Source organism: Mycobacterium sp. ST-F2, from assembly GCF_001905655.1.
Lineage (GTDB): Bacteria > Actinomycetota > Actinomycetes > Mycobacteriales > Mycobacteriaceae > Mycobacterium.
This window is the reverse complement of record NZ_JMHT01000007.1, coordinates 116,735-137,477: the sequence shown is the minus strand read 5'-3', so window position 1 is coordinate 137,477 and position 20,743 is coordinate 116,735. Positions and strand designations below refer to the sequence as shown.

Annotated in this window: 24 protein-coding genes; 5 read left to right on the top strand and 19 right to left on the bottom strand. The window is 68.2% G+C overall.

The genetic code is table 11. The annotated features are described in order from the left end of the window. Positions 1 to 18: 18 nt before the first annotated feature. Positions 19 to 1,527 (bottom strand): amino acid permease, encoded by a 1,509-nt coding sequence (locus tag EB75_RS04235; RefSeq protein WP_073694225.1) that lies wholly within the window; start codon positions 1,525 to 1,527, stop codon positions 19 to 21. A gap of 162 nt (positions 1,528 to 1,689) precedes the next feature. On the opposite strand from EB75_RS04235, the gene EB75_RS04230 reads away from it, so the two are divergent. Next, positions 1,690 to 2,337 carry a TetR/AcrR family transcriptional regulator gene (locus EB75_RS04230; RefSeq protein WP_073694224.1) on the top strand — a complete coding sequence of 216 codons (648 nt, stop codon included), beginning with the start codon at positions 1,690 to 1,692 and terminating at the stop codon, positions 2,335 to 2,337. Here EB75_RS04230 and hisI read toward each other — a convergent pair. The 8 genes from hisI to hisD form a co-directional block, all read right to left on the bottom strand. Then, on the bottom strand, positions 2,334 to 2,681 hold the full coding sequence (gene hisI, locus EB75_RS04225; protein WP_073694223.1) for a phosphoribosyl-AMP cyclohydrolase: 348 nt from the start codon (positions 2,679 to 2,681) through the stop codon (positions 2,334 to 2,336). The two genes, EB75_RS04230 and hisI, sit on opposite strands and share 4 nt — an antisense overlap. Positions 2,682 to 2,847: 166 nt before the next feature. Further along, positions 2,848 to 3,648: an imidazole glycerol phosphate synthase subunit HisF gene (gene hisF, locus EB75_RS04220; protein ID WP_168175979.1), complete on the bottom strand. Its 801-nt coding sequence runs from the start codon at positions 3,646 to 3,648 to the stop codon at positions 2,848 to 2,850. Next, positions 3,618 to 4,430 (bottom strand): inositol monophosphatase family protein, encoded by an 813-nt coding sequence (locus tag EB75_RS04215; protein ID WP_073694288.1) that lies wholly within the window; start codon positions 4,428 to 4,430, stop codon positions 3,618 to 3,620. Before EB75_RS04215 ends, hisF begins: the two co-directional genes overlap by 31 nt. Next, complete coding sequence (priA, locus tag EB75_RS04210) at positions 4,430 to 5,161, bottom strand: bifunctional 1-(5-phosphoribosyl)-5-((5-phosphoribosylamino)methylideneamino)imidazole-4-carboxamide isomerase/phosphoribosylanthranilate isomerase PriA (RefSeq protein ID WP_073694221.1); 732 nt, start codon at positions 5,159 to 5,161, stop codon at positions 4,430 to 4,432. The genes EB75_RS04215 and priA overlap by 1 nt, the downstream gene beginning before the upstream one ends. After that, on the bottom strand, positions 5,158 to 5,775 hold the full coding sequence (gene hisH / locus EB75_RS04205; RefSeq protein WP_073694220.1) for an imidazole glycerol phosphate synthase subunit HisH: 618 nt from the start codon (positions 5,773 to 5,775) through the stop codon (positions 5,158 to 5,160). The genes priA and hisH overlap by 4 nt, the downstream gene beginning before the upstream one ends. Beyond that, positions 5,772 to 6,380, bottom strand: a complete 609-nt coding sequence (gene hisB / locus EB75_RS04200) for an imidazoleglycerol-phosphate dehydratase HisB (RefSeq protein WP_020103224.1) — start codon at positions 6,378 to 6,380, stop codon at positions 5,772 to 5,774. Before hisB ends, hisH begins: the two co-directional genes overlap by 4 nt. Then, positions 6,377 to 7,522, bottom strand: coding sequence for a histidinol-phosphate transaminase (locus EB75_RS04195; protein ID WP_073694219.1), 1,146 nt, complete (start codon positions 7,520 to 7,522; stop codon positions 6,377 to 6,379). Before EB75_RS04195 ends, hisB begins: the two co-directional genes overlap by 4 nt. Continuing rightward, positions 7,522 to 8,841: a histidinol dehydrogenase gene (gene hisD / locus EB75_RS04190; RefSeq protein ID WP_174557619.1), complete on the bottom strand. Its 1,320-nt coding sequence runs from the start codon at positions 8,839 to 8,841 to the stop codon at positions 7,522 to 7,524. Before hisD ends, EB75_RS04195 begins: the two co-directional genes overlap by 1 nt. A 57-nt stretch (positions 8,842 to 8,898) precedes the next feature. Here hisD and EB75_RS04185 point away from each other — a divergent pair, with 57 nt between their 5' ends. Then, positions 8,899 to 9,315, top strand: coding sequence for a nitroreductase family deazaflavin-dependent oxidoreductase (locus EB75_RS04185; RefSeq protein WP_073694217.1), 417 nt, complete (start codon positions 8,899 to 8,901; stop codon positions 9,313 to 9,315). A gap of 50 nt (positions 9,316 to 9,365) precedes the next feature. Here the strand turns inward: EB75_RS04185 and EB75_RS04180 are convergent, their stop codons facing one another. The 5 genes from EB75_RS04180 to EB75_RS04160 all read right to left on the bottom strand — a co-directional run bounded on the left by EB75_RS04180 (position 9,366) and on the right by EB75_RS04160 (position 14,472). Then, a complete protein-coding gene (locus EB75_RS04180) occupies positions 9,366 to 9,938 on the bottom strand; it encodes a flagellar basal body-associated FliL family protein (protein ID WP_083611961.1) in 573 nt (190 codons plus the stop codon). 22 nt (positions 9,939 to 9,960) lie between these two features. Next, entirely contained in the window at positions 9,961 to 10,818 is an 858-nt protein-coding gene (gene nadC / locus EB75_RS04175) for a carboxylating nicotinate-nucleotide diphosphorylase (protein WP_073694216.1), read from the bottom strand. Then, positions 10,818 to 12,416 carry an L-aspartate oxidase gene (locus EB75_RS04170; RefSeq protein WP_073694215.1) on the bottom strand — a complete coding sequence of 533 codons (1,599 nt, stop codon included), beginning with the start codon at positions 12,414 to 12,416 and terminating at the stop codon, positions 10,818 to 10,820. Before EB75_RS04170 ends, nadC begins: the two co-directional genes overlap by 1 nt. A 1-nt stretch (position 12,417) precedes the next feature. Further along, positions 12,418 to 13,431, bottom strand: coding sequence for a quinolinate synthase NadA (gene nadA, locus EB75_RS04165; protein ID WP_073694214.1), 1,014 nt, complete (start codon positions 13,429 to 13,431; stop codon positions 12,418 to 12,420). Between the two features lie 132 nt (positions 13,432 to 13,563). Next, positions 13,564 to 14,472: an ATP-grasp fold amidoligase family protein gene (locus EB75_RS04160; RefSeq protein ID WP_286150078.1), complete on the bottom strand. Its 909-nt coding sequence runs from the start codon at positions 14,470 to 14,472 to the stop codon at positions 13,564 to 13,566. A 280-nt stretch (positions 14,473 to 14,752) separates the two neighbouring features. Here EB75_RS04160 and EB75_RS04155 point away from each other — a divergent pair, with 280 nt between their 5' ends. After that, positions 14,753 to 15,445: an NUDIX hydrolase gene (locus EB75_RS04155; RefSeq protein ID WP_073694212.1), complete on the top strand. Its 693-nt coding sequence runs from the start codon at positions 14,753 to 14,755 to the stop codon at positions 15,443 to 15,445. A gap of 87 nt (positions 15,446 to 15,532) precedes the next feature. After that, positions 15,533 to 16,861 (top strand): lipase family protein, encoded by a 1,329-nt coding sequence (locus EB75_RS04150; RefSeq protein WP_073694211.1) that lies wholly within the window; start codon positions 15,533 to 15,535, stop codon positions 16,859 to 16,861. Here the strand turns inward: EB75_RS04150 and EB75_RS04145 are convergent. Genes EB75_RS04145 through bioB form a run of 3 tightly spaced genes read right to left on the bottom strand, consistent with a single transcriptional unit; the run spans position 16,818 to position 18,726 of the window. Beyond that, positions 16,818 to 17,471 carry a DUF2567 domain-containing protein gene (locus tag EB75_RS04145; protein ID WP_073694210.1) on the bottom strand — a complete coding sequence of 218 codons (654 nt, stop codon included), beginning with the start codon at positions 17,469 to 17,471 and terminating at the stop codon, positions 16,818 to 16,820. The genes EB75_RS04150 and EB75_RS04145 overlap by 44 nt on opposite strands. Further along, the gene (gene bsaP, locus EB75_RS04140) at positions 17,468 to 17,707 is read right to left on the bottom strand and encodes a biotin synthase auxiliary protein BsaP (RefSeq protein ID WP_073694209.1); all 240 of its coding nucleotides are present in this window, start codon (positions 17,705 to 17,707) and stop codon (positions 17,468 to 17,470) included. The genes EB75_RS04145 and bsaP overlap by 4 nt, the downstream gene beginning before the upstream one ends. 11 nt (positions 17,708 to 17,718) lie before the next feature. After that, positions 17,719 to 18,726: a biotin synthase BioB gene (bioB, locus tag EB75_RS04135; protein WP_073694208.1), complete on the bottom strand. Its 1,008-nt coding sequence runs from the start codon at positions 18,724 to 18,726 to the stop codon at positions 17,719 to 17,721. A 61-nt stretch (positions 18,727 to 18,787) separates the two neighbouring features. On the opposite strand from bioB, the gene EB75_RS04130 reads away from it, so the two are divergent. Then, positions 18,788 to 19,399 carry a TetR/AcrR family transcriptional regulator C-terminal domain-containing protein gene (locus EB75_RS04130; RefSeq protein WP_073694207.1) on the top strand — a complete coding sequence of 204 codons (612 nt, stop codon included), beginning with the start codon at positions 18,788 to 18,790 and terminating at the stop codon, positions 19,397 to 19,399. Between the two features lie 19 nt (positions 19,400 to 19,418). On the opposite strand, the gene EB75_RS04125 is transcribed toward EB75_RS04130, so the two are convergent. After that, positions 19,419 to 20,189, bottom strand: coding sequence for a maleylpyruvate isomerase family mycothiol-dependent enzyme (locus tag EB75_RS04125; RefSeq protein WP_073694206.1), 771 nt, complete (start codon positions 20,187 to 20,189; stop codon positions 19,419 to 19,421). A 38-nt stretch (positions 20,190 to 20,227) separates the two neighbouring features. Then, positions 20,228 to 20,743 carry a 2'-5' RNA ligase family protein gene (locus EB75_RS04120; RefSeq protein WP_073694205.1) on the bottom strand — a complete coding sequence of 172 codons (516 nt, stop codon included), beginning with the start codon at positions 20,741 to 20,743 and terminating at the stop codon, positions 20,228 to 20,230.

Here is a 20,743-nt window from a genome sequence, read left to right as displayed (position 1 = left end):
GTTGCTGATTGGAGGAGGTCAGAGCGACCCGACGGGGCGCGGGTGTTCCCGTCGATACGGGAAGCACAGGGCACCGAGCGCGACGATGGCAACGATGGTGAACGGCCCGGCCCAGACCAGCAGCGGCATGGTGCCGGTCGGGTCGTAGATTTCCGGGCGCGGCCAGGCCAGGTTGATCACCATGGCCACGCCGTACACCACGGCGAACACGTTGATCGGCAGGCCCCAGCGGCCCATCGAGAACAGTGGCCGGCCGCCGGCGTCAGTGACCGTTGCATCCCAACGCATTCCGCGCAGTCGGTGCGCCAGGAGCGGTGCGGTCACCAGCAGGTAGGCGATGTAGATCGCGATGATGCAGACGCTGGCGAGGGTCGCGAAGATCGCGGAGTTGCCGACATTCACCAGCAGCACGCCGACACAGGCGACACCGACCACGATGGCCGGCGGAATGGGCGTCCCAGTAGCCGGATTGACGCGGGACAGCAGTGACGAGAACGGCAGCCGGTGGTCGCGTGCCATGGAGAACATCAGACGGGTGGCGGCGGTCTGAATGGCCAAGGTGCAGATGAAGATTGCAATGGCGACGTCGACGAGGAGCAAGGTCCCCCACGGCGAGGACAGCACCGCGCCCAGCACGTAGGGCAGGCCCTCGGTCGCCAGGCGCCCATCGGTCAGGCTCGGGGCGGCCATCAGGGCGCCGATGATCATCAGACCACCGCCGAGCGCGGAGACGGTGAGCGCCGAGCGGATGGTGCGCGGGGCGACCCGGCGCGCGTCGCGGGTCTCCTCGGCGAGTTCACCGGCCGACCCGAAGCCGACCATGACGTATGCGGCCATGAGGCCGGAGGCGATCCACGCCCAGCCGTACCCGGGACCCGCTGCGCCGGTGTCGAAAACGACCTGGGGACCACGCTGTGCATGGGTGAAGAACACGCCGACGACCGCGATGACGCCGACGATCTCGCAGCAGACCCCGATGGTCGCGACTCGCGACATCCAGCGGACGCCGATGCAGTTGATGGTGGTGGTGATCACCAGCAGCGCGGTACCCAGCAGCACCGCGTTGGCGGCGCCGTCCGCGGACGTGAGAGCGGTGTCGGTGCCGATGATCTGGAAACCCGACCACACCGCCGGCAGCACCACCTGCAGCGCGATGGCCGCGGCCGACGCCGTGATGATCTGCGCGAGGATCATGAACCAGCCGCCGAACCAACCGACCACCTCACCGCCGAGGCGACGGGCCCACTGGTAGATGGCGCCAGAGATCGGGTACCGCGCGGCGAGTTCGGCGAAGCACAGGGCCACGGCAAACTGGCCGATGAATACCGCAGGCCAGGTCCAGAAGAACGCCGGACCGCCGAAACTGTATCCGAGGCCGAACAATTGGAAGATCGTGGTCAGGATCGAGACGAACGAGAAGCCGGCCGCGAACGAGGCGAACTTGCCCAGCGAGCGGTGCAACTGTTGGTCGTAGCCGAACTCGGCTAGATCGTCGTGATCCGCCGGCGACGTGTTGGTCAATGTCATCCGATCCCGCTTCTTCAAAGGTTAATACCTGTCAACTGACAGAATTAATGGGAAGCGTGACGCAGATGGGTCACCGACGTTTCCGGCGTGGGTCGCGGTGTAACAGTTGGGTTTCGTGCGAGCCGACGCTGCGCGGATGACCGCAGGTGGCACAGTAGTGGCATGAGCCGCCCCGGCCGCCCCCGTCATCGCGATGCCCTACGCCCCGGCATTACCGCCGTCGAGCAGATCCTCGACGCCGCCGGAGAACTGTTCGTGACACAGGGGTTTACGGTGACCTCGACGCGGTCCATCGCCGAGGCGGTCGGCATCCGGCAAGCCTCGCTGTACCACCACTTCCCCAACAAGGAAGCCATCCTCGAAGCACTGCTCGGCGCGACGGTGGTGCCGTCACTGGAATTCGCACGGCGCGTGACACGCTCGGTGGACGATCCACGGGCGGCGCTGTGGGCGGTGACTGCCGGTGACGCGGCCAACCTGCTGTCCGTGCCGTGGAACCTGGGCCGGCTCTATCTACTGCCGGAGGTCGACGGCATCGAAGGCTTCCACCGCAGACGCCGCGAGCTGCACGCCGTGTACCGCGAGCTGGCAGTCGACGTCGTGGGCGGCGACGAATTCCGGTGCGGGCTACCGGTGCGCCTGACCGAGACCGTCATCGCGCAACGGGTCGACGATCCGGGCATTGCCGGTGACGAGGTGGCAGCCGATATCGCCGACGCGGCGCTACGGGTTCTGGGTGTCGACGTCGACGACGCACTGCGGGCCGACGGACGTGCTCTGGTCGAACAACACCTGCCCGTCCCGGATTAGGACTCGGGGGCGAGCAACTGGTCGGCGTCGAAACAGCTGTGGTCGCCGGTGTGGCAGGCACCGCCGACCTGGTCGACCTCGAGCAGCACGGCGTCGCCGTCACAGTCCAACCGGACCGAGTGCACATACTGCGTGTGTCCGGACGTCAGGCCCTTGACCCACTGCTCACCGCGGGAACGGGAAAAGTACGTCGCCTCACGGGTTTCCAGGGTGCGGGCCAGCGCGTCGTCGTCCATCCAGGCGACCATCAGCACGTCGCCGGTGCCGCGCTGCTGCGCCACGGCGGTGAACAACCCGGCCTCGTTGCGCTTGAGTCGGGCGGCGATATTCGGATCGAGGCTCATGGCAGTCTCCAGGTGACGGCGGACCTGCCTGCGCCCGGCGTGTCGGCCCCCGGCGTGTCGGCGCTCCTGTCACACGTTCGAACCGGAGTCGTCAACTTTCCTTCACAGTCAAGGAAAGTTGACCGTTCCAGTCCGGACATGTGGTTGAGACCCGCCGTCGACACGCTCATCGGACCGTGATCCCTTCGGCCGCCATCGCTTCCTTCACCTGACCGATGGTCAGCTCGCGGAAGTGGAACACACTGGCCGCCAGGACAGCGTCGGCACCGGCCTGCACCGCGGGTGCGAAGTGGTCGACGGCGCCCGCTCCCCCGCTCGCGATCACCGGCACGCTGACCGCGGCACGCACCGCCCGCAGCATCGCCAGGTCGAATCCGGCCTTGGTGCCGTCGGCGTCCATCGAGTTGAGCAGGATCTCCCCGACGCCGAGTTCGGCTCCGCGCGTGGCCCATTCGACGGCGTCGATGCCGGTGCCGCGACGGCCGCCGTGGGTCGTCACCTCCCAGCCTGACGGGGTCGGTTCGGAGCCTGCCGGCACGGTGCGGGCATCCACCGACAGCACGATGCACTGCGAACCGAACTGGCGCGACAGCTCCGACAGCAGTTCGGGCCGGGCGATGGCGGCAGTGTTGACCGAGACCTTGTCGGCGCCGGCACGCAGCAGCGTGTCGACGTCCTCGACCGAGCGCACACCGCCACCGACGGTCAGGGGGATGAACACCTGCTCGGCGGTGCGGCGCACCACCTCGAGCATGGTCGAGCGGCCCGACGACGACGCGGTGACATCCAGGAATGTCAGCTCGTCGGCGCCCTCGGCGTCGTACGCGGCGGCCAGCTCGACGGGATCGCCGGCGTCCCGCAGGTTCTCGAAGTTGACGCCCTTGACCACCCGGCCGCCGTCGACGTCCAGGCACGGGATGACGCGCGTTGCGAGACTCACAGGTAATCCTCCGGAATGCCAACGGATTTCACGATCTCCAGCATCCTCTCGTGCACACCGGGCGCAGCGGCCAGCGCAGACTTCGAATCGGCCGTCCACGGCTCGCCGGCCAGGTCGGTGACGATACCGCCCGCGGCCCGCACCAGAGCCACGCCTGCCGCGTGGTCCCAGATGTGGTGACCGAAACTGATTGCGCCGCCGAGGATGCCGGCACCGACATAGGCCAGATCGAGACCGGTGGCGCCATGCATCCGCACGCGTGAGCACTCGCGGGTCAGGCTCGACAGGACCGCATTGCGCCACCGCCCCGGGAACCGGCCCTTCGAGTCGATGTTGAAGGTCTGGATGCCGACGATCGAGTCGGCCAGCGTGCTCGTTGCCAGCGGCGGCAATACCAAGTCCCCGTCGCGGACTGGGCCATCGAGGGTGGCGACGTACCGCTGACCCATGAACGGCAGCCACGTCAGTCCCGCGACGGGGGTACCCCGCCAGAGCAGGCCGAGCAGGATGGCTGCCATGGGCGAACCGGCCGCGTAGTTGAACGTGCCGTCGATGGGGTCCAGGACCCACACCAGTTCCGAATCGATGGGCTCGCCGCCGAATTCCTCACCGTGGACACCGATCCCGGTCGCCGCCGTGAGTGCCGCGACGACTTGGCGCTCGATGGCAAGGTCGATCTCGGTGGCGAAGTCGTTGCCCTTCTTGCGCACTGCCGCGTCGGCCTGGTGGCCGGCGACGAACGGGGCGACAGCGTCATCGAGGATGCTGGTCGCCGCGGCGACCAGCTCTGCCAACCTCGCCGGTTCGATCACTTAACCGCAGCCAGCGCCTCAGGCAGCGTGAACCGCTCTGCGTACAAGGCCTTTCCGACGATGGCGCCCTCGACGCCCTGCCCCGTCAGCGTGGCGATGGCGCGCAGGTCGTCCAGGCTCGACACGCCACCCGACGCGATGATCGGCGCGTTGGTGCGGCCGGCCACGGTGCTCAGCAGGTCCAGGTTCGGACCGGTCAGCGTGCCGTCTTTGGTGACGTCGGTGACGACGTAACGCGAACAGCCTTCGCCATCAAGGCGTTCCAGCACGTCCCACAGGTCACCGCCGTCGGTCTCCCAGCCGCGGCCGCGCAGGCGCCAGCTGCCGTTCTCGAACTGCACGTCCAAGCCGACGGCGACGCGGTCGCCGTACTCGCCGATGGCCCGCTTGCACCACTCCGGGCTCTCCAGCGCCGCGGTGCCGATGTTCACGCGGGCGCAGCCGGTGTCCATGGCCGCCTTGAGCGACTCATCGTCACGGATGCCACCCGAAAGCTCCACCGCCACATCGAGCTTGCCGACGACCTCGGCGAGGAGCTCGCGGTTGCTGCCCCGGCCGAACGCGGCGTCGAGGTCCACCAGATGCACCCACTCGGCACCGTCGCGCTGCCAGGTCTGCGCGGCTTCCAGCGCCGAGCCGTAATCGGTCTCGCTGCCGGCCTTGCCCTGCACCAGCCGCACTGCCTTGCCGTCGACCACGTCCACGGCCGGCAACAAAATCAAACTCATAGCCCCTCAACCCAATTCGCCAACAGCGTCGCACCTGCGTCGCCGCTCTTCTCCGGATGAAACTGTGTCGCCGACAACGCGCCGTCTTCGACGGCCGCGATGAACGGCACGTGATGCGTGGCCCACGTGACCTTCGCGTCGGCATGGCCGCCCCACTGCTGAGCGGCATAGGAATGCACGAAATAGAACCGGGTACCCGCGTCGAGTCCCTTGAACAGGGTGCTGCCGGCCGCGGCGTCGACGGTGTTCCAGCCCATGTGCGGGATCACCGGCGCATCGAGCCGGGTGACCTCACCGGGCCACTGCCCGCAGCCCTCGGTCTGCACGCCGAACTCCACGCCCTTCGAGAACAGAATCTGCATGCCGACGCAGACACCCAGCACGGGGTGACCCGCGGCGAGCCGGTCGGCGATGATCTTCTCCCCGCCGATCGACAGCAGACCCGTCATACAGGCCTCGTAGGCGCCGACACCGGGCACCACGAGTCCGTCCGCGGCAGCGGCAGCCGTCGCGTCCGCGGTCACCTCGACGTCAGCGCCCACCCGCTCGAGGGCGCGCTGCGCGGACCGGAGATTGCCCGAACCGTAGTCCAGGACCACCAATTTCTTTGTCACAGAGTGCCCTTGGTCGACGGCACACCGGCCACCCGCGGGTCGGGTTCGACGGCCTGACGCAGCGCGCGGGCCACGGCCTTGTACTGCGCCTCGGTGATGTGGTGCGGGTCGCGGCCGTACAGCGTGCGCACGTGCAGCGCGATCTTCGCGTTGAAGGCCAGCGACTCGAACACGTGCCGGTTGATCACAGTGTGGTACGGCACCGAGGACCCGGCGATGGTGAAGGACACCATCGACTCGGGCTCACCGGTGTGCACGAAGTACGGACGGCCCGAAACGTCAACGGCCGCATGGGCCAGGGTCTCATCCATCGGGATGAACGCGTCGCCGAACCGGCGGATGCCCTTCTTGTCGCCCAGGGCCTGGCCGAGCGCCTGACCCAGGACGATGGCGGTGTCCTCGACGGTGTGGTGGCCCTCGATCTCGACGTCACCCTTGGCGTGCACCGTCAGATCGAAGCTGGCGTGCGTGCCCAAGGAAGTCAGCATGTGGTCGAAGAACGGCACCCCGGTGCTGATGTCGACCTGGCCGGTGCCGTCGAGATCGATCTCGACGACGATGCTCGACTCCTTGGTGGTGCGTTCGACGCGGGCGCGGCGAGTCATGAAACTCCTTGTGGGGCTAGTGCCGATGCGGCGAGCTTGGCGCTGACTTCCAGCAGGGCGTCGTTCTCCGACGCCAAACCGACGGTGGTGCGCAGGAATCCGGGAATCCCGACGTCGCGGATCAGCACACCGGCGTCCAGGTAGCGCTGCCAGGTTGCCGCGGCGTCGGCGAACTCACCGAACAGGATGAAGTTGGCGTCGCTGGGGATGACCCGGAAACCCATGTCGGACAACGCCGCTGCCACCCGGTCCCGCTCGGCCGCCAGGGTGGCGACGCTGCTGAGCGTCTCGTCGGCATGCCGCAGGGCCGCACGCGCGGCCGCCTGGGTGAGCACCGACAGGTGGTAGGGCAACCGCACTAGCAGCATCGCGTCGATGACGGCCGGATCGGCCACCAGGTAGCCCAGCCGGCCGCCGGCGAAGGCGAACGCCTTGCTCATGGTGCGGCTGATGATCAGCTTGGCCGGGTACTCGGCCAGCAGCGCGACACCACTGGGCTGCGACGAGAATTCGCCGTACGCCTCGTCGAGGATCAGCACACCCGGAGTGACGTCCAGCAGCCGCCGCAGGTCGTCGAGCGGAACGCTCTGCCCCGTCGGGTTGTTGGGGCTGGTCACGAAGACGACATCGGGCTGCTGCGCGCTGATCGCGGCCACGGCCACATCGACGTCGAGCCCGAAATCGCTCGCCCGCGTCGCCGACAGCCACTCGGTCTGGGTGCCGTCGGAGATGATCGGGTGCATCGAGTACGACGGCACGAAGCCGATGGCGCTACGACCCGGCCCGCCGAACGCCTGCAGCAGCTGCTGCAGGATTTCATTGGAACCGTTTGCCGCCCACAGGTTTTCCGCCGTGAGCGCGACACCCGTCTGTGCCTGCATGTAGGCGGCCAGGTCCGTGCGCAGCGCCATGGCGTCGCGGTCCGGGTACCGGTGCAACTCCGCAGCGGCCTCGGCGACCGACGCGGCGACATCGTCGATCAGCGCCTGCGTCGGCGGGTGCGGGTTCTCGTTGGTGTTGAGCCGCACGGGCACGACGAGTTGCGGTGCGCCGTAGGGCGACTTGCCGCGCAGGTTCTCCCGCAGGGGAAGATCTTCAAGCGAAATCTTCACTGCATCTATGTTCTTCGCGCGAGCGCTCATCAGCTTTCGAACCTCCGGCGCACAGCCTCACCGTGCGCAGGCAGGTTCTCGGCGTTGGCCAGCGTGATCACGTGACCCGCAACGTCTTTCAGTGCCGCCTCGGTGTAGTCGACGACGTGGATGCCGCGCAGGAACGTCTGCACCGACAGCCCGCTGGAGTGCCGCGCGCAGCCGGCGGTGGGCAGCACGTGGTTGGACCCGGCGCAGTAGTCGCCCAGGCTCACCGGCGACCAGGCACCGACGAAAATGGCGCCGGCCGAACGGATTCGGCCCGCGACCTCCGCGGCGTCGACGGTCTGGATTTCCAGGTGCTCGGCGGCGTACGCGTTCACCACCCGCACGCCGGCGTCGAGATCGTCGACCAGCACGATGGCCGACTGCTTACCGTTCAGCGCGACCGTCACCCGCTCGCGGTGCAGCGTCGTGGCGACCTGCGCGGCCACCTCGACATCGGTGGCGTCGGCCAGCTTCTCGCTGGTGGTGACCAGCACGCTGGCCGCCATCTCGTCGTGCTCGGCCTGGCTGATCAGGTCGGCGGCGATGTGCACCGCGTCGGCCGAGTGATCGGCCAGGATGGCGATCTCCGTCGGGCCGGCCTCGGCGTCGATGCCCACCTGGGAGCGGCAGATGCGCTTGGCGGCGGTGACGAAGATGTTGCCCGGCCCGGTGATCATGTCGACCGGCGCCAGCTCTTCACCGGTGGTGTCCACGCCGCCGTAGGCCAGCAATGCGATGCCCTGGGCACCGCCGACGGCCCACACCTCGTCGACCCCGAGCAGGGCCGCCGCGGCGAGGATGGTCGGGTGCGGCAGTCCACCGTGGTCCTTCTGCGGCGGGCTGGCGATCACCAGGGAGTCGACACCGGCGGTCTGGGCCGGCACGACGTTCATCACGACGCTCGACGGGTAGACGGCGTTGCCGCCCGGCACGTACAGCCCGACGCGCTCGACGGGCACCCAGCGCTCGGTGACGGTCGCGCCCGGGGCCAGGGTCGTGGTGGTGTCGGTGCGGCGCTGGTCGGCATGCACGGCGCGGGTCCGCTCGATGGCGACCTCGAGGGCCACCCGCACGTCGGCGGGCAAGCGGGTCAGCGCGGCGTCCAGCTCCACCTTCGGGACGCGCACGGCCGCCGGCCGCACCCCGTCGAACGACTCTCCGTACTCCAGTGCCGCCACCGCGCCGCCTTCGACCACGGCGTCGACGATGGGGCGTACCTTGGGCAGCACCGAATCCACGTCGACACCGCCTCGGGGCAGCACCGCTCGCAACTGCGCCGCGGACAGCTGCTGACCTCGCAAATCGATACGCGCGAGCTTCACTGCAGTGTTCACCCCACTATTGTCCCAGAGCAGGCCAAATCGAATACGGAGGCGTCAATGTCAAGCCGTCAGGACCACCCCAACAACGCCGCCGGCGTGCCGATGATCTTCCCGGTGTGGTTGGAGAACTTCCAGATCAAGTACATCAACCCGGCGTTGCGCCCGTTGTCCAAGAAGCTGCCCGGGTTCTCGGTCATCAAGCATCGCGGCCGCACGTCGGGCAAGGAATACGAGACCATCGTCACCTCGTACCGCAAGGGCGATGTGCTGGCGATCGGGCTGGCCCACGGCAAGACGAACTGGGTCAAGAACGTGCTCGCCGCGGGTGAGGCCGACATCCACGTCGCGCGCAAGGACCTGCACCTGGTGAATCCGCGCATCCTGCCCGCGGGCACCGATGACCCGTCGCTGCCGCGGATCGCGCAGATCGTGGCCAAGCGCAGCGGCGTGTTCGTCGCCGACATCGCCCACTGACACACCGGGGGCCACGCTGAATGTCAGCGTGGCCCCCGGCCCGTCAACGGCTACTTGCAGATGTCGTTGATCTGCTTGCTGTCGGCGCCGGCGTCATCCAGGCGCACCTTCTGCTGCGCATCATCGGTCTGATCGCCGGCAGTCGCGGCAGCACCGATGTCCAACAGGGTGTTCGCGTACTTGCGCGTCACCGTCGCGAGATCGGCCGGCACCGCCGGGTCGATCTTGTTCAAGAGGTACTGGCCACCGGTGATCAGCGCCAGTCGGGCATTGGCCGCCACGGCCAGCGCGCCGGTGGTGTCGTCCGGCCCGCCCGGGACCGCCAGATTGGTGTTGATCGCGATGCCCTTGCTGACGACCTTCATGGCGTCGCAGAGCGCGATCTTGGCCGTGTCCTGCTCGGCCTGCGTGTACGTCTTGGCCTGATGCTTCACCTGGTACCAGGCGTAGCCCCCGATGCCGGCGGCGATCAGACCGATGACGACGGCCACGATTGCGATGATCTGCGTGACAGACACCGAACCCGACCCCGATTCCGACGCTGTGTCGGTGGCCTTCGCGGTGGCCTTCGCAGGCTTGCTCAGCGTGGTGGTCTTGTCTTCGGACTTCTCGTCTTCTGCCATGACCGTGATAGTAGCGGCCGGGTTACGTGTCCAGTCCGACGTCGAGCACCCGCACCGAATGTGTCAGGGCCCCAACGGCCAGGTAATCCACGCCCGTGGCGGCATAGGCCGCGGCCGAGTCCAAGCTGAGGCCGCCCGACGATTCCAGCTTGGTGCCGGGTGCCCGGGCGTCGCGGCGCTGCACCGCGATCTGCGTCTGCCAGACCGGGAAGTTGTCCAGCAGAACCAATTCGACGTTCTCGCCGAGGATTTCGTCGAGCTGCTCGAGCGAATCGACCTCGACCTCGCACGGCAGGTCCGGCGCCACGTCGCGCACCGCCTGCAGGGCCGCGAGCACCGAGCCGGCGGCCGCGACGTGGTTGTCCTTGATCAGCGCGGCATCGCCCAACCCCAGCCGGTGGTTGACGCCGCCCCCGACGCGCACGGCGTACTTCTGCAGTAAGCGCAGTCCGGGCAAGGTCTTTCGGGTGTCACGGATGGCCGCGTTGGTGCCGGCCACCTCCTGCACCCAGCGGGCCGTCTCCGAGGCGATCCCCGACAGATGGCAGACGATGTTGAGCATGGTGCGCTCGGCGGTCAGCAGGTCCCGAGTCGGCGCTTCGACGGTCAGCACCGCATCGCCGGGCTTCACCTCGGCGCCGTCCTCGGCGCGATCCCGGATCTGATACGCGCCCGCACCGATCACCTTGTCCAGCACCAGAACCGCGATGTCCAGACCGGCGATGACGCCCGGATGCCGCGACACCATCGACGCGACGGTGGTGGCGTCGGCGGGCACCGTCGCCGCCGAGGTGACGTCCGGTCCGTAGCGCAGATCCTCGTCGAGCGCGCGATCGATGATCGCGTGTGCGTCGGCCAATTCCGCTGCGGTCAATGCCATCAGTTACCCACTCCCATCGGCAGGGCGGCCACGGCGCGCCCGGCGGCGTCCAGCCGCACATCGATTGACACCCCGAACGCCGGATCGAGGTCCGGCCGATCGCTGCGGTGGTGGCAGCCACGGGATTCGGCCCGGGCCACCGCGGCCGCGGTGACTGCCGACGCCGTCACCGTCAGCGCCGCGTCTTCGACGGCCGCCCGGTCCGACATGGCCGTGCCCCGGGCACCGGTGAGCAGTTCACCGAGCTCACCCAGGCCGGCGGCGTCCCGCACCACCGATGCATGGCGCGTCATCGCGCGTTGCAGCGCATCACGATCCAGCGCGGGCCGCTTACCCAGATCGGGTTCCGGCACGCGGTTTCCGCCGGCATCGCGGGCCCGCTCCGCCGCCGCGCGGCCGGCCCGCCCACCGACCACCAGCCCTTCCAGCAGGCTGTTGGAGGCCAGGCGGTTGCCACCGTGCATACCCGTGCGACCGACCTCACCAGCGGCGTACAGACCGGCCATCTCGGTGCGTCCGAACACGTCGGTGACGACACCGCCGCAGCTGTAGTGGGCGCCGGGCACCACCGGAATCGGTTGGCGCGCAAGATCGATACCCAAGGCCAGGCACGCGGCCGTGACGGTCGGGAACCGGGCGGCGACGTCGGGGACGCCGCGGGCGTCGAGGTAGACGTAGTCGTCGCCGGTGGCGGCCAGGCGCGCGTCGATGGCGGCAGCCACCACGTCGCGCGGTGCGAGATCACCCATCGGGTGCACGCCGTCGGTCACCGAATCGCCGCGGCGGTCCCGCAGGATCGCGCCTTCGCCGCGCAGCGCCTCGGTGATCAGCGGGCAGCGCCCACCACCGGTGCCGGTGTACAGCATGGTCGGGTGGAACTGGATGAACTCGATGTCGCGGACCGGCAGCCCGGCCCGCAGCGCGAGAGCGATGCCGTCGCCGGTGGACCCGTCGGGGTTGGTCGTCGCGGTGTAGAGCTGGCCCAGTCCGCCGGTCGCGAGGATCACCGATGGCGCCGTCAGCACGCCGGGTCCCTCGGGACTGAGGACCAGCAGCCCGCTGACCGCACCGTCGTGGTGCAGCACCTGCAGGGCAACATGATTGGGCCGGATGTCCAAGGTCTGCGTCGCCGCGGCCAGAGCGCGCTGCACTTCCGCGCCCGTCGCGTCGCCACCGGCGTGGATGATGCGACGACGGCTGTGCCCACCCTCACGGGTCAGCGACCAGTCCCCCGGCCGGACTTCGTCGAAAGCCGCACCGGCACCGACCAATTCGCGCACCGCGGCATAACCGTCGGCGACGATCGAGGTGACCGCGTCGACGTCACACAGACCGGCGCCGGCAGCGACCGTGTCGGCGACGTGCGCCTGTACCGAGTCGTCGGTGTCAGGGATGACGACCGCGATGCCGCCCTGGGCATAGGCGGTGGCCGTCTCACCGGACTTGCCCACCACCACGACGCGACTGCCGGCCGACTGGGCCGCGCGCGCCGCCGCCAGGCCGGCGACCCCCGTGCCGACGACGATGACGTCGGCCCGTTGGCGCCAGTAACCGCGGCCGCCGCAAGCAGCTGTCCGACGGCCCGCGTGGGCGCTCACGCTATTCCCCGCCGCCGGGCTGCCCGATCCCGATCATGCGCTGCACGCTCAATCGAGCTGCGGCTGCGACATCCTCGTCGACGTGCACTTCGTCGGCACCATCGCGCAGGCAGCGCAGCAGCGCGGCCGGCGTGATCATCTTCATGTACGGGCAGGAGGCCCGGTCGTTCACCGCGAGAAACTCGGTTTCCGGTGCGGCACGGCGTAATTGGTGCAGCATCCCGATCTCGGTGGCGACCAGAACCTGCTTGGCCCGGGTCTCCCGGGCGGCGTCGAGCATGCCACCGGTGGACAGGATCTTGACCCGGTCGTCGGGGACGGCGCCCTCGCCGGCCAGATAGAGAGCCGAGGTGGCGCAACCGCATTCGGGGTGCACGAACAGCTCGGCGTCGGGGTGTGAGCGGGCCTGGTCGGCGAGCTCGTCACCGTTGATGCCGGCGTGCACGTGGCACTCGCCGGCCCAGATGTGCAGGTTGTCCCGCCCGGTCATCCGGCGGACGTGTGCGCCGAGGAACTGGTCGGGGCAGAACAGCACGGTCTTGTCCGCCGGAATCGAGGCGACCACCTCGACGGCGTTGGACGACGTGCAGCAGATGTCGGTGAGCGCTTTGACCGCCGCGGTGGTGTTCACGTACGACACCACGACCGCGTCCGGATAGTCGGCCTTCCAGGCGCGCAGGTCGTCGGCGGTGATCGAATCGGCCAGCGAGCAACCCGCCCGCTGGTCCGGGATCAGGACGGTCTTGGCCGGTGACAGGATCTTTGCCGTCTCTGCCATGAAGTGCACACCGCAGAACACGATGGTCTCCTCGGCGGCATCGGCAGCGATGCGCGAAAGGGCCAGCGAATCGCCCACATGGTCGGCGATGTCCTGGATCTCGGGCAGCTGGTAGTTGTGCGCGAGGATCGTGGCATTGCGCTGTTTGGCCAGGCGGCGCACTTCGTCCGCCCACTGCGCGTCGGCGACTACGTTGCCGAAACCGCCGGACTCCGTCGCTCGGTCCAGAACCGTCATGGCCGTCTCCTTTGAACCTGGCCAGGTTTTCGACTTATGATCGAAAACATGCCACATACTAGCACTCCACACGAAGTGTTCACCTCCGTGTTCCATGTGCGACCCCAAAGGACCTGACAGCCGCCCCGCCGGCTACGGCCGACCGGGCTGAACCTCATCGATTGTCGGCAATTTCCAGAGCATGCCCTGCTCGAGATCGAAACTCATGGGCTTGTACGGCAGCAGACCACTACCCGGATACGGCGTGTACTCCCCGAACCACACCTCGCCGTCGACGGCGTACAGATCGATGCGGATGAAGTCCCAGCCCGCCCCCAGCACTCGGGCGATGTCGCACATCTTGTCCAACTCCGCCGGTCGCGGCTCGTCGACGACCAACCGGTCACCTTGGCGCACGGAGAACTGTCGCCACTCGGCGTCCATGAAGGTGGCGGTCAGGTTCTTGCCGAACCGACCACGATTGACCTGGATCAGCTCGACCCGGCCGTCGAAGACGAAGAACTTGTAGTCCACGGGCGGCTTGCCGTCCGGGGTCGGGATGCGTTCCTCGATCAGCAGCAGCGGGCGGGCCTGGCTGTAACCCCACTCACCGAGTTCCATCGGCGTCTCGTGCAGCCAGGTCTCGGTGTCCGTGTACAGCGCAGCCAGGTCAGTGCCGGGTTCCGGCCCGAACAGGGCGTGCCCGCTGCTGTGGTTCGGTTTGAGCACCCACGGCGGCAGCGTCGCGAGGTCCGGGGCGTCCCGCAGATCGGTGCCTGACCACAACGTCTTCGCGATGCGCAGATCCGCGCCCGGGTAAATGGCTCGGGCCATCTCCTTCATCCACATCTTGTCGCAGGCCTTGACGATCCGGTCCCGCCGATCGTTGAAGATGCGCCAGTTCACCTTTTCGTTGAACGTCTGCGGATTCGTGAAGTCGCCGCGCGTCCCCATCACCGCCCGATAGAGCACGTGGCGCATCAGCCGCTTCGGGATCATCTCGATCATCCGACGACGCACGGGCACCAGCCATGCGGGTGTCTTCCGGTATTTCAACGCCACGACAGTTCCACCCCCGTAGATAGATTTTGCGTTGCTGCGTTCCAGTCATCGAGACAGACACCGGAATGGTGACGGCCCGATCTACGACCCGATCACAAAGAAATGCCAGCTCCCCCAGCATGTTTCAACATTCCCACAGCAATATAGCAGTATTGTTTTCCGCATCTTTGACGCTCTCGCTATTTTGCTGCAAATTCATCCGTTCGACCGACAGCAACGCCGCGCCACCACTGCGACGGCCACTTTTGCTCTCCGCTGTTTTCGACTTAAAATCGAAAACGTGACGGATGTGAGTACTGCGCATGAAGTGCTCGCCGTCGTGTTTCAGGTACGCCTCCTGGACGGCAAGAAACCGCAGCTCAGCGTGCTGCTATGGGAGCGCGCCATGGAACCGCAGCAGGGCGCGTGGTCCCTGCCCGGTGGCCAGTTGCGACACGACGAAGACCTGGTCAGTTCCGTGCGGCGTCAACTCGCCGAGAAGGTCGACCTGCGCGAACTGACCCATCTCGAGCAGCTCGCGGTGTTCTCCGAACCCAAGCGCGTGCCCGGGCCGCGCACCATCGCCTCGACCTTCCTGGGACTGGTGCCCTCCCCCGCGACACCCGAACTGCCGGCCGACACGCGTTGGCACCCGGTGTCGGCGCTACCGCCCATGGCCTTCGACCACCGCCCGATGATCACCCACGCCCACGCCCGGCTGGTCGCCAAGATGTCGTACACCAATATCGGATTCGCTCTGGCCCCAAAGGAATTCACCCTCACCACACTGCGGGACATCTACGCCGCCACACTCGGCCATCAGGTGGATCCGACCAACCTGCAGCGCGTGCTGGGCCGGCGCGGCGTCATCACCCCGACCGGCACGACGGCCCGCTCGGGACGCAGCGGCGGCCGCCCTGCCGCGCTCTACCGGTTCACCGACTCGACATACCGCGTCACCGACGAATTCGCCGCGCTACGCCCACCTAGTTAACCTACGAGCCGTGACGTAGGTCACTTTCAGGCCACATTTCGCGCGCCTGAATTGGTTTTTAAGGGTTCCTTAAGACATGATTTCCCGATGACCATGGGCAATGCGGCCAGGGCGTTCGACGCCGAGTGGATCGGCCAGCCGTACCACGAGGCACTCCAATCCGGCATCCGCCCGCTGCGGCCCAGCGAGGACACGTTCTACGTGCCGCCCGTCGGCTTCGAACTCACCGCGCCAGGCACGGTCCTGCGGTCCCGCGACGTCGAACTCGGCTTCATGGGCGTGATCCCCCAGGGCGTCACCGCCACGCAGCTGCTGTACCGCAGCACCGACCTGAGCGGCACCCCGCAGGCCGCGGTGACCACCGTCCTGCTGCCCGTCGGGCACAACGCGGACACCCGCTGCCCGATCGTGTCCTACCAGTGCGCCATCGACGCAGTCTCCGATGCCTGTTTCCCGTCCTACGCGCTGCGGCGCCGCGCCCGGGCCCTCGGTTCGGTGGCGCAGCTCGAATACGTGCTCGTCGCCGCGGTGCTCGCACAGGGCTGGGCCGTGTCGATCCCCGACCACGAAGGCACCGACGGCATCTGGGGCGCCCCGCATGAGCCGGGCTTCCACATCCTCGACGGCCTGCGCGCCGCCATCAACACCGAATCCCTCGGCCTCTACGCCGACGCACCGATCGGCCTGTGGGGCTACTCGGGCGGCGGCCTCGCCAGCGCCTGGGCCGCAGAGGAATACGCCAACTACGCACCCGAGCTCAACGTCGTCGGCGCCGCCCTCGGCTCGCCGGTCGGCGACCTGGCCGAGGTGTTCCGCCAGCTCAACGGCACCTCAAAGGCCGGCCTGCCCGCCACGGTGATCGCAGCCCTCATGCACATCTACCCGGGCCTCAAGCGCGTCATCCATGAGCACGCCACCGAAGCCGGCAAGGCGATGCTGCGGAACATCGAGGGCATGACCACCGCCGAAGCCGTCTTCCGCCACGCCGGACTCGACTTCGACAGCCTTTTGAAGTCGCCGCTGCAGCAGGTGCTCGACACCCCCGAGGTGCAGCACGTCTTCGAGAGCATCAAGCTCGGCAAGACGGCGCCGACCCCGCCGCTGCTGATCATGCAGGCCGTGTACGACCAGATCATCTCGGTCGGGAACATCGACGAGCTGACCGACACCTACGTCATGGGTGGCTCGCACGTGACCTACCACCGGGACATCCTCAGCGAGCACATCGCCCTGCACCCACTGGCCGCGCCGATGACTCTGAGCTGGCTGGCCGACCGGTTCGCAGGTAAGCCGCTGGGCCCCACTGTGCGTACCTCGTGGCCGGCGCTGCTGAATCCCGCGACCTACCTCGGCTTGATCAAGCTCGGCGTGGTCAGCACGAAGGTTCTGCTGGGACTTCCGATTGGGCGTCGGTAGCCGGTAGCGCTACAGCAACCGGCACCACCGGCGGCCAGGCGCCCAGATCGTCGCGCTTGGTCGCCAGCGTGCAGAACAGATAGACCAGCGCGGCAATACCGGCCGGGAAGAACAGCGTCGTGGCGACGACCCACGGCGAGTGGCCGAAAAACACCGGCGGCGCCTCGACGAGGTAGCCCACCCGATGCTCGGGAGACAGCGGAGCACCCGCCAGGTCCGGCGTCCCGTAGCGCCAATGAGCGACGACGGCGCCGACACCGGTGAGTGCGCCCGCGGCCGCCACATTGCCGAGCGCCAGCGCGCCGGCCAGGAGCGGCCCGCGATGCGCGCGCCACTGCCACACCAGTGTCGCCGTGACCACGGCGATCACCGTCAACAGACCGACCGCCAGCGCGCCGCCCAGGAAGACCCGGTCCGATTCGTCACCGAAGTACCCGTGAATGCGCTGACCCTTCTTGGTCAGCGCGACGACGGCGTCGACCGGCGGGGCGAGAAACGCCCACAGCACTCCACCGAGCGCGCCGGTCAGCGTCAGGCCGACGACGACCCGCAGCGCCGCGGCGCGATGCGAAAGTTTGGGCGCCGGAACAGTTTCGGCGGGCTGACTCACCGTTGGGTTTCCAGGTCCTTCGAGTCCACCACCCCGTGCCGCGAGCACTTGGCCCACCAACCGTCGGGGCGCACCTGCACCACCATGCGCCGACCGCACTCGGCGCACCACCGGGGCGCCTCCAGACCGAGCTGAGCCGTGGTCGGCATGACGGCGCCGTCGACGGCATCCGTCGCGACACCGGTGTACACGTTGAACTTGCCGGCACTGACCGGTGCGGGCAATTCGCGAGTCATCACGTCTGGTTCTACAGCGTGGCGTTCAGAGCCTTGATCGGCATCTGCAGGTCGTCCAGCAGTTCCAGGTCCGATTCGGCCGGGCGACCCAGCGTGGTCAGGTAGTTGCCGACGATGACTGCGTTGATGCCGCCCAGGATGCCCTGCTTGGCGCCCAGGTCGCCGAGGGTGATCTCGCGACCACCGGCGAACCGCAGCATGGTGCGCGGCATGGCCAGACGGAACGCGGCGACGGCGCGCAGCGCGTCGGCGGCCGGCAGCACCTCGAGGTCACCGAACGGGGTGCCCGGGCGCGGGTTCAGGAAGTTCAGCGGCACCTCGTGCGGGTTCAGCTCGGCCAGGTTCGCGGCGAACTCGGCACGCTGCTCCAGCGTCTCGCCCATGCCGAGGATGCCGCCGCAGCAGACCTCCATGCCGGCCTCGCGCACCATCTCGAGCGTCTTCCAACGCTCTTCCCAGGTGTGGGTGGTGACGACGTTCGGGAAGTACGACTTCGAGGTCTCGAGGTTGTGGTTGTAGCGGTGCACACCCATGGCCTTGAGCCGGTCGACCTGCTCCTGATCGAGCATGCCCAGCGAGCACGCGATCTGGATGTCGACCTCGTTGCGGATGGCCTCGATGCCGGCGGCCACCTGGGCCAGCAGGCGCTCGTCGGGTCCGCGCACGGCGGCCACGATGCAGAATTCGGTGGCACCGGTCTTGGCGGTCTGCTTGGCGGCCTCGACGAGGCTCGGGACGTCCAGCCAGGCGCTGCGCACCGGAGAGGCGAACAGGCCGGACTGCGAACAGAAGTGGCAGTCCTCGGGGCAACCGCCGGTCTTGAGGCTGATGATGCCCTCGACCTCGACCTCCGGACCACACCACTTCATGCGCACCTCGTGCGCGAGGGCCAGCAGGTCTTCCAGTCGGTCGTCGGGCAGCTGCAGCACCTCGAGCACCTGCTCTTGGGTCAGCCCTTCGCCACGCTCGAGCACCTGCTCGCGGGCTACACCCAAAACATCGGTCGCGGCCTGAGTCATCGGCACTCCTTACTCCAGGCCGACTGCGGCCTACAACTTGAACGGTGTTTAGGATACAGACGTGCAACTGCACCGAAGCGACGTGGTGGCCAAGGCCGCCGAGATCCTGGACAACTACGGGATCGCCGACCTGACCATGCGCAGGCTGGCCCGTGAACTGAGCGTCAGCCCCGGCGCGCTGTACTGGCATTTTGCCGACAAACAGGAGCTCCTGGGGGCTGTGGCCGACCGCCTGCTGGCCTCCACCGCCACCGTCCCGGTCAGCGGACCGTGGCCCGATCGCATCGTGGCGCTCTGTTCGGCGTTGCGCGACGCGCTGCTGTCCGCCACCGACGGCGCCGAGCTGGTGTCGGCCAGTTTCTCCGCCGGACGGTCGGCGGAAATGGGCCGGATCGCCGATGCCCTGGCCGACGCCTGCGCCGAGTCCGGGCTCACCGCCGACGACGCCGAACTCGCGGCCCGCACCGTCGTGTACTACGTGCTGGGCTTCACCGTCGACGAGCAGTCCCGCATCCAGTGGGACGCGGCCGGTGCCACGGTGGCCGACGGCGACACGGTGTGGTCCGAAAACGCCGGTGGCCGTTTCACTTTCGGCCTGGACCTGTTGATCGACGGACTCGCGGCACACGGGGATGACCGGACGCAATGGGTTGACGCCCTGCGGGCCCGGTGACGCGCGGAGAGACACCGCCTCAGGGCAGGCCGCCCGCGACGACGGACTCCAGCGCCGCCACCGCCGACGGTTCACCCGTCACCGAGACCGATCCCCCGCGGGTCCACGACCACAGCGCCAGATCCGCGACCGGGGCAGTGACGACTGCCGTCGCCCCACCCTCGACGGCACGCTGAGCCCGAGGCCGGTCGGAGCCGAATCCGTCTGCGGCCCAACGGCCGACCTCGACCAGCCAGTGGGCGCCGGTGTCTGCGGCGACGAACTCGACGACCGCGTCGCGCACGTACGTCGCGCCCTCGGGCTGCCACGCCCACATCACGTCGACCGCATGGTCGACGGCGCCGGTCGCCACGTCGGATGCCATGGGACCCAACGGGATTCGGGCGGTCAGCTCCGCATCGACCCGGTGCATGGTGGCCTCGTAGGTCTGCATGCGACGGGTGAACCCGACGGTCTGCTCCGGCGGCCACCAGGACCACCGGGGCTCGGCATCGGAGAGGGAGGCGAGCTGGTTCAGCAGTGCCTCGGTGCTGTCGGCACGTAGTGCCAGCAGGTCGGCGACGACCGTCGGACGGTCGGGCTTGGCCTGTTCTATCGCTCCGACATCGCCGTCGGTGCGGGCGTCACGGGCAAGGATCTGTGACCAGAACCAGTGGACCTCGGTGAGGTGCCACAGCAGATCCAGCGCGTTCCAATCCGGACAGGTCGGGCACGGCGCTTCGGGCTCGGTAGCGGCGAGCACATCGGCAAGTCGCTGGGATTCGGCGCGGATGATCGCGGCGCGGTCCATGTCCCCACCATGTCAGACTGCCGGCGCAGGGACCAGGCTCAGCTCGAACCGATCTGAATCTCTGTGCGCGCGTTGCCATTCCACAGCCGCAATCCGATGGCGGTGGCACTGATCTCAGCCGGCCGGCCGGCGATGCCGAGGGCTCGGGCAAGCCGGTCCGGCGGGACCCGACGTGCCAGGGTGACGTGCGGCGTCCAGTCACCCGGCTCGGTGTGCGGCATGGGGCCCGGCCGCAGATGCGGAGCGCTGAGCCGGCACACCTCGGCATGCAGGTCGAGAAGTTCAGCACTGGGAACCACGAGCCGGGCCAGGATTCCGGCAGAACGGCCGAACACCAGCGCGGCACCGATCCGGACCCCGAACGGAAAGCGCCCGGAAATGCCGGCGAGCACCGGCAGGACCGCATCATCGATCTGATCGGCCACTGTAAGGGTGGTGTGCGGACGAGCGGCGGGCGGCTGAGCTGTGATCCCCGCGGCCCGCAGGTCATCCCAGGCGCGCCGGATCACGGCCTCGGTGTCGAGGTCGAACAGCAGCTCGACCGAGTGCACCAC

Bases quoted from the DNA above. Each gene is read 5' to 3' on its own strand.
- bioB (WP_073694208.1), bottom strand. From the start codon at position 18,726: ATGACTCAGGCCGCGACCGATGTTTTGGGTGTAGCCCGCGAGCAGGTG.
- EB75_RS04150 (WP_073694211.1), top strand. From the start codon at position 15,533: ATGACCATGGGCAATGCGGCCAGGGCGTTCGACGCCGAGTGGATCGGC.
- bsaP (WP_073694209.1), bottom strand. From the start codon at position 17,707: ATGACTCGCGAATTGCCCGCACCGGTCAGTGCCGGCAAGTTCAACGTG.
- nadA (WP_073694214.1), bottom strand. From the start codon at position 13,431: ATGACGGTTCTGGACCGAGCGACGGAGTCCGGCGGTTTCGGCAACGTA.
- priA (WP_073694221.1), bottom strand. From the start codon at position 5,161: ATGAGTTTGATTTTGTTGCCGGCCGTGGACGTGGTCGACGGCAAGGCA.
- hisB (WP_020103224.1), bottom strand. From the start codon at position 6,380: ATGACTCGCCGCGCCCGCGTCGAACGCACCACCAAGGAGTCGAGCATC.
- EB75_RS04230 (WP_073694224.1), top strand. From the start codon at position 1,690: ATGAGCCGCCCCGGCCGCCCCCGTCATCGCGATGCCCTACGCCCCGGC.
- EB75_RS04195 (WP_073694219.1), bottom strand. From the start codon at position 7,522: ATGAGCGCTCGCGCGAAGAACATAGATGCAGTGAAGATTTCGCTTGAA.
- nadC (WP_073694216.1), bottom strand. From the start codon at position 10,818: ATGGCATTGACCGCAGCGGAATTGGCCGACGCACACGCGATCATCGAT.
- EB75_RS04235 (WP_073694225.1), bottom strand. From the start codon at position 1,527: ATGACATTGACCAACACGTCGCCGGCGGATCACGACGATCTAGCCGAG.
- hisI (WP_073694223.1), bottom strand. From the start codon at position 2,681: ATGAGCCTCGATCCGAATATCGCCGCCCGACTCAAGCGCAACGAGGCC.
- EB75_RS04185 (WP_073694217.1), top strand. From the start codon at position 8,899: ATGTCAAGCCGTCAGGACCACCCCAACAACGCCGCCGGCGTGCCGATG.
- EB75_RS04125 (WP_073694206.1), bottom strand. From the start codon at position 20,189: ATGGACCGCGCCGCGATCATCCGCGCCGAATCCCAGCGACTTGCCGAT.
- EB75_RS04180 (WP_083611961.1), bottom strand. From the start codon at position 9,938: ATGGCAGAAGACGAGAAGTCCGAAGACAAGACCACCACGCTGAGCAAG.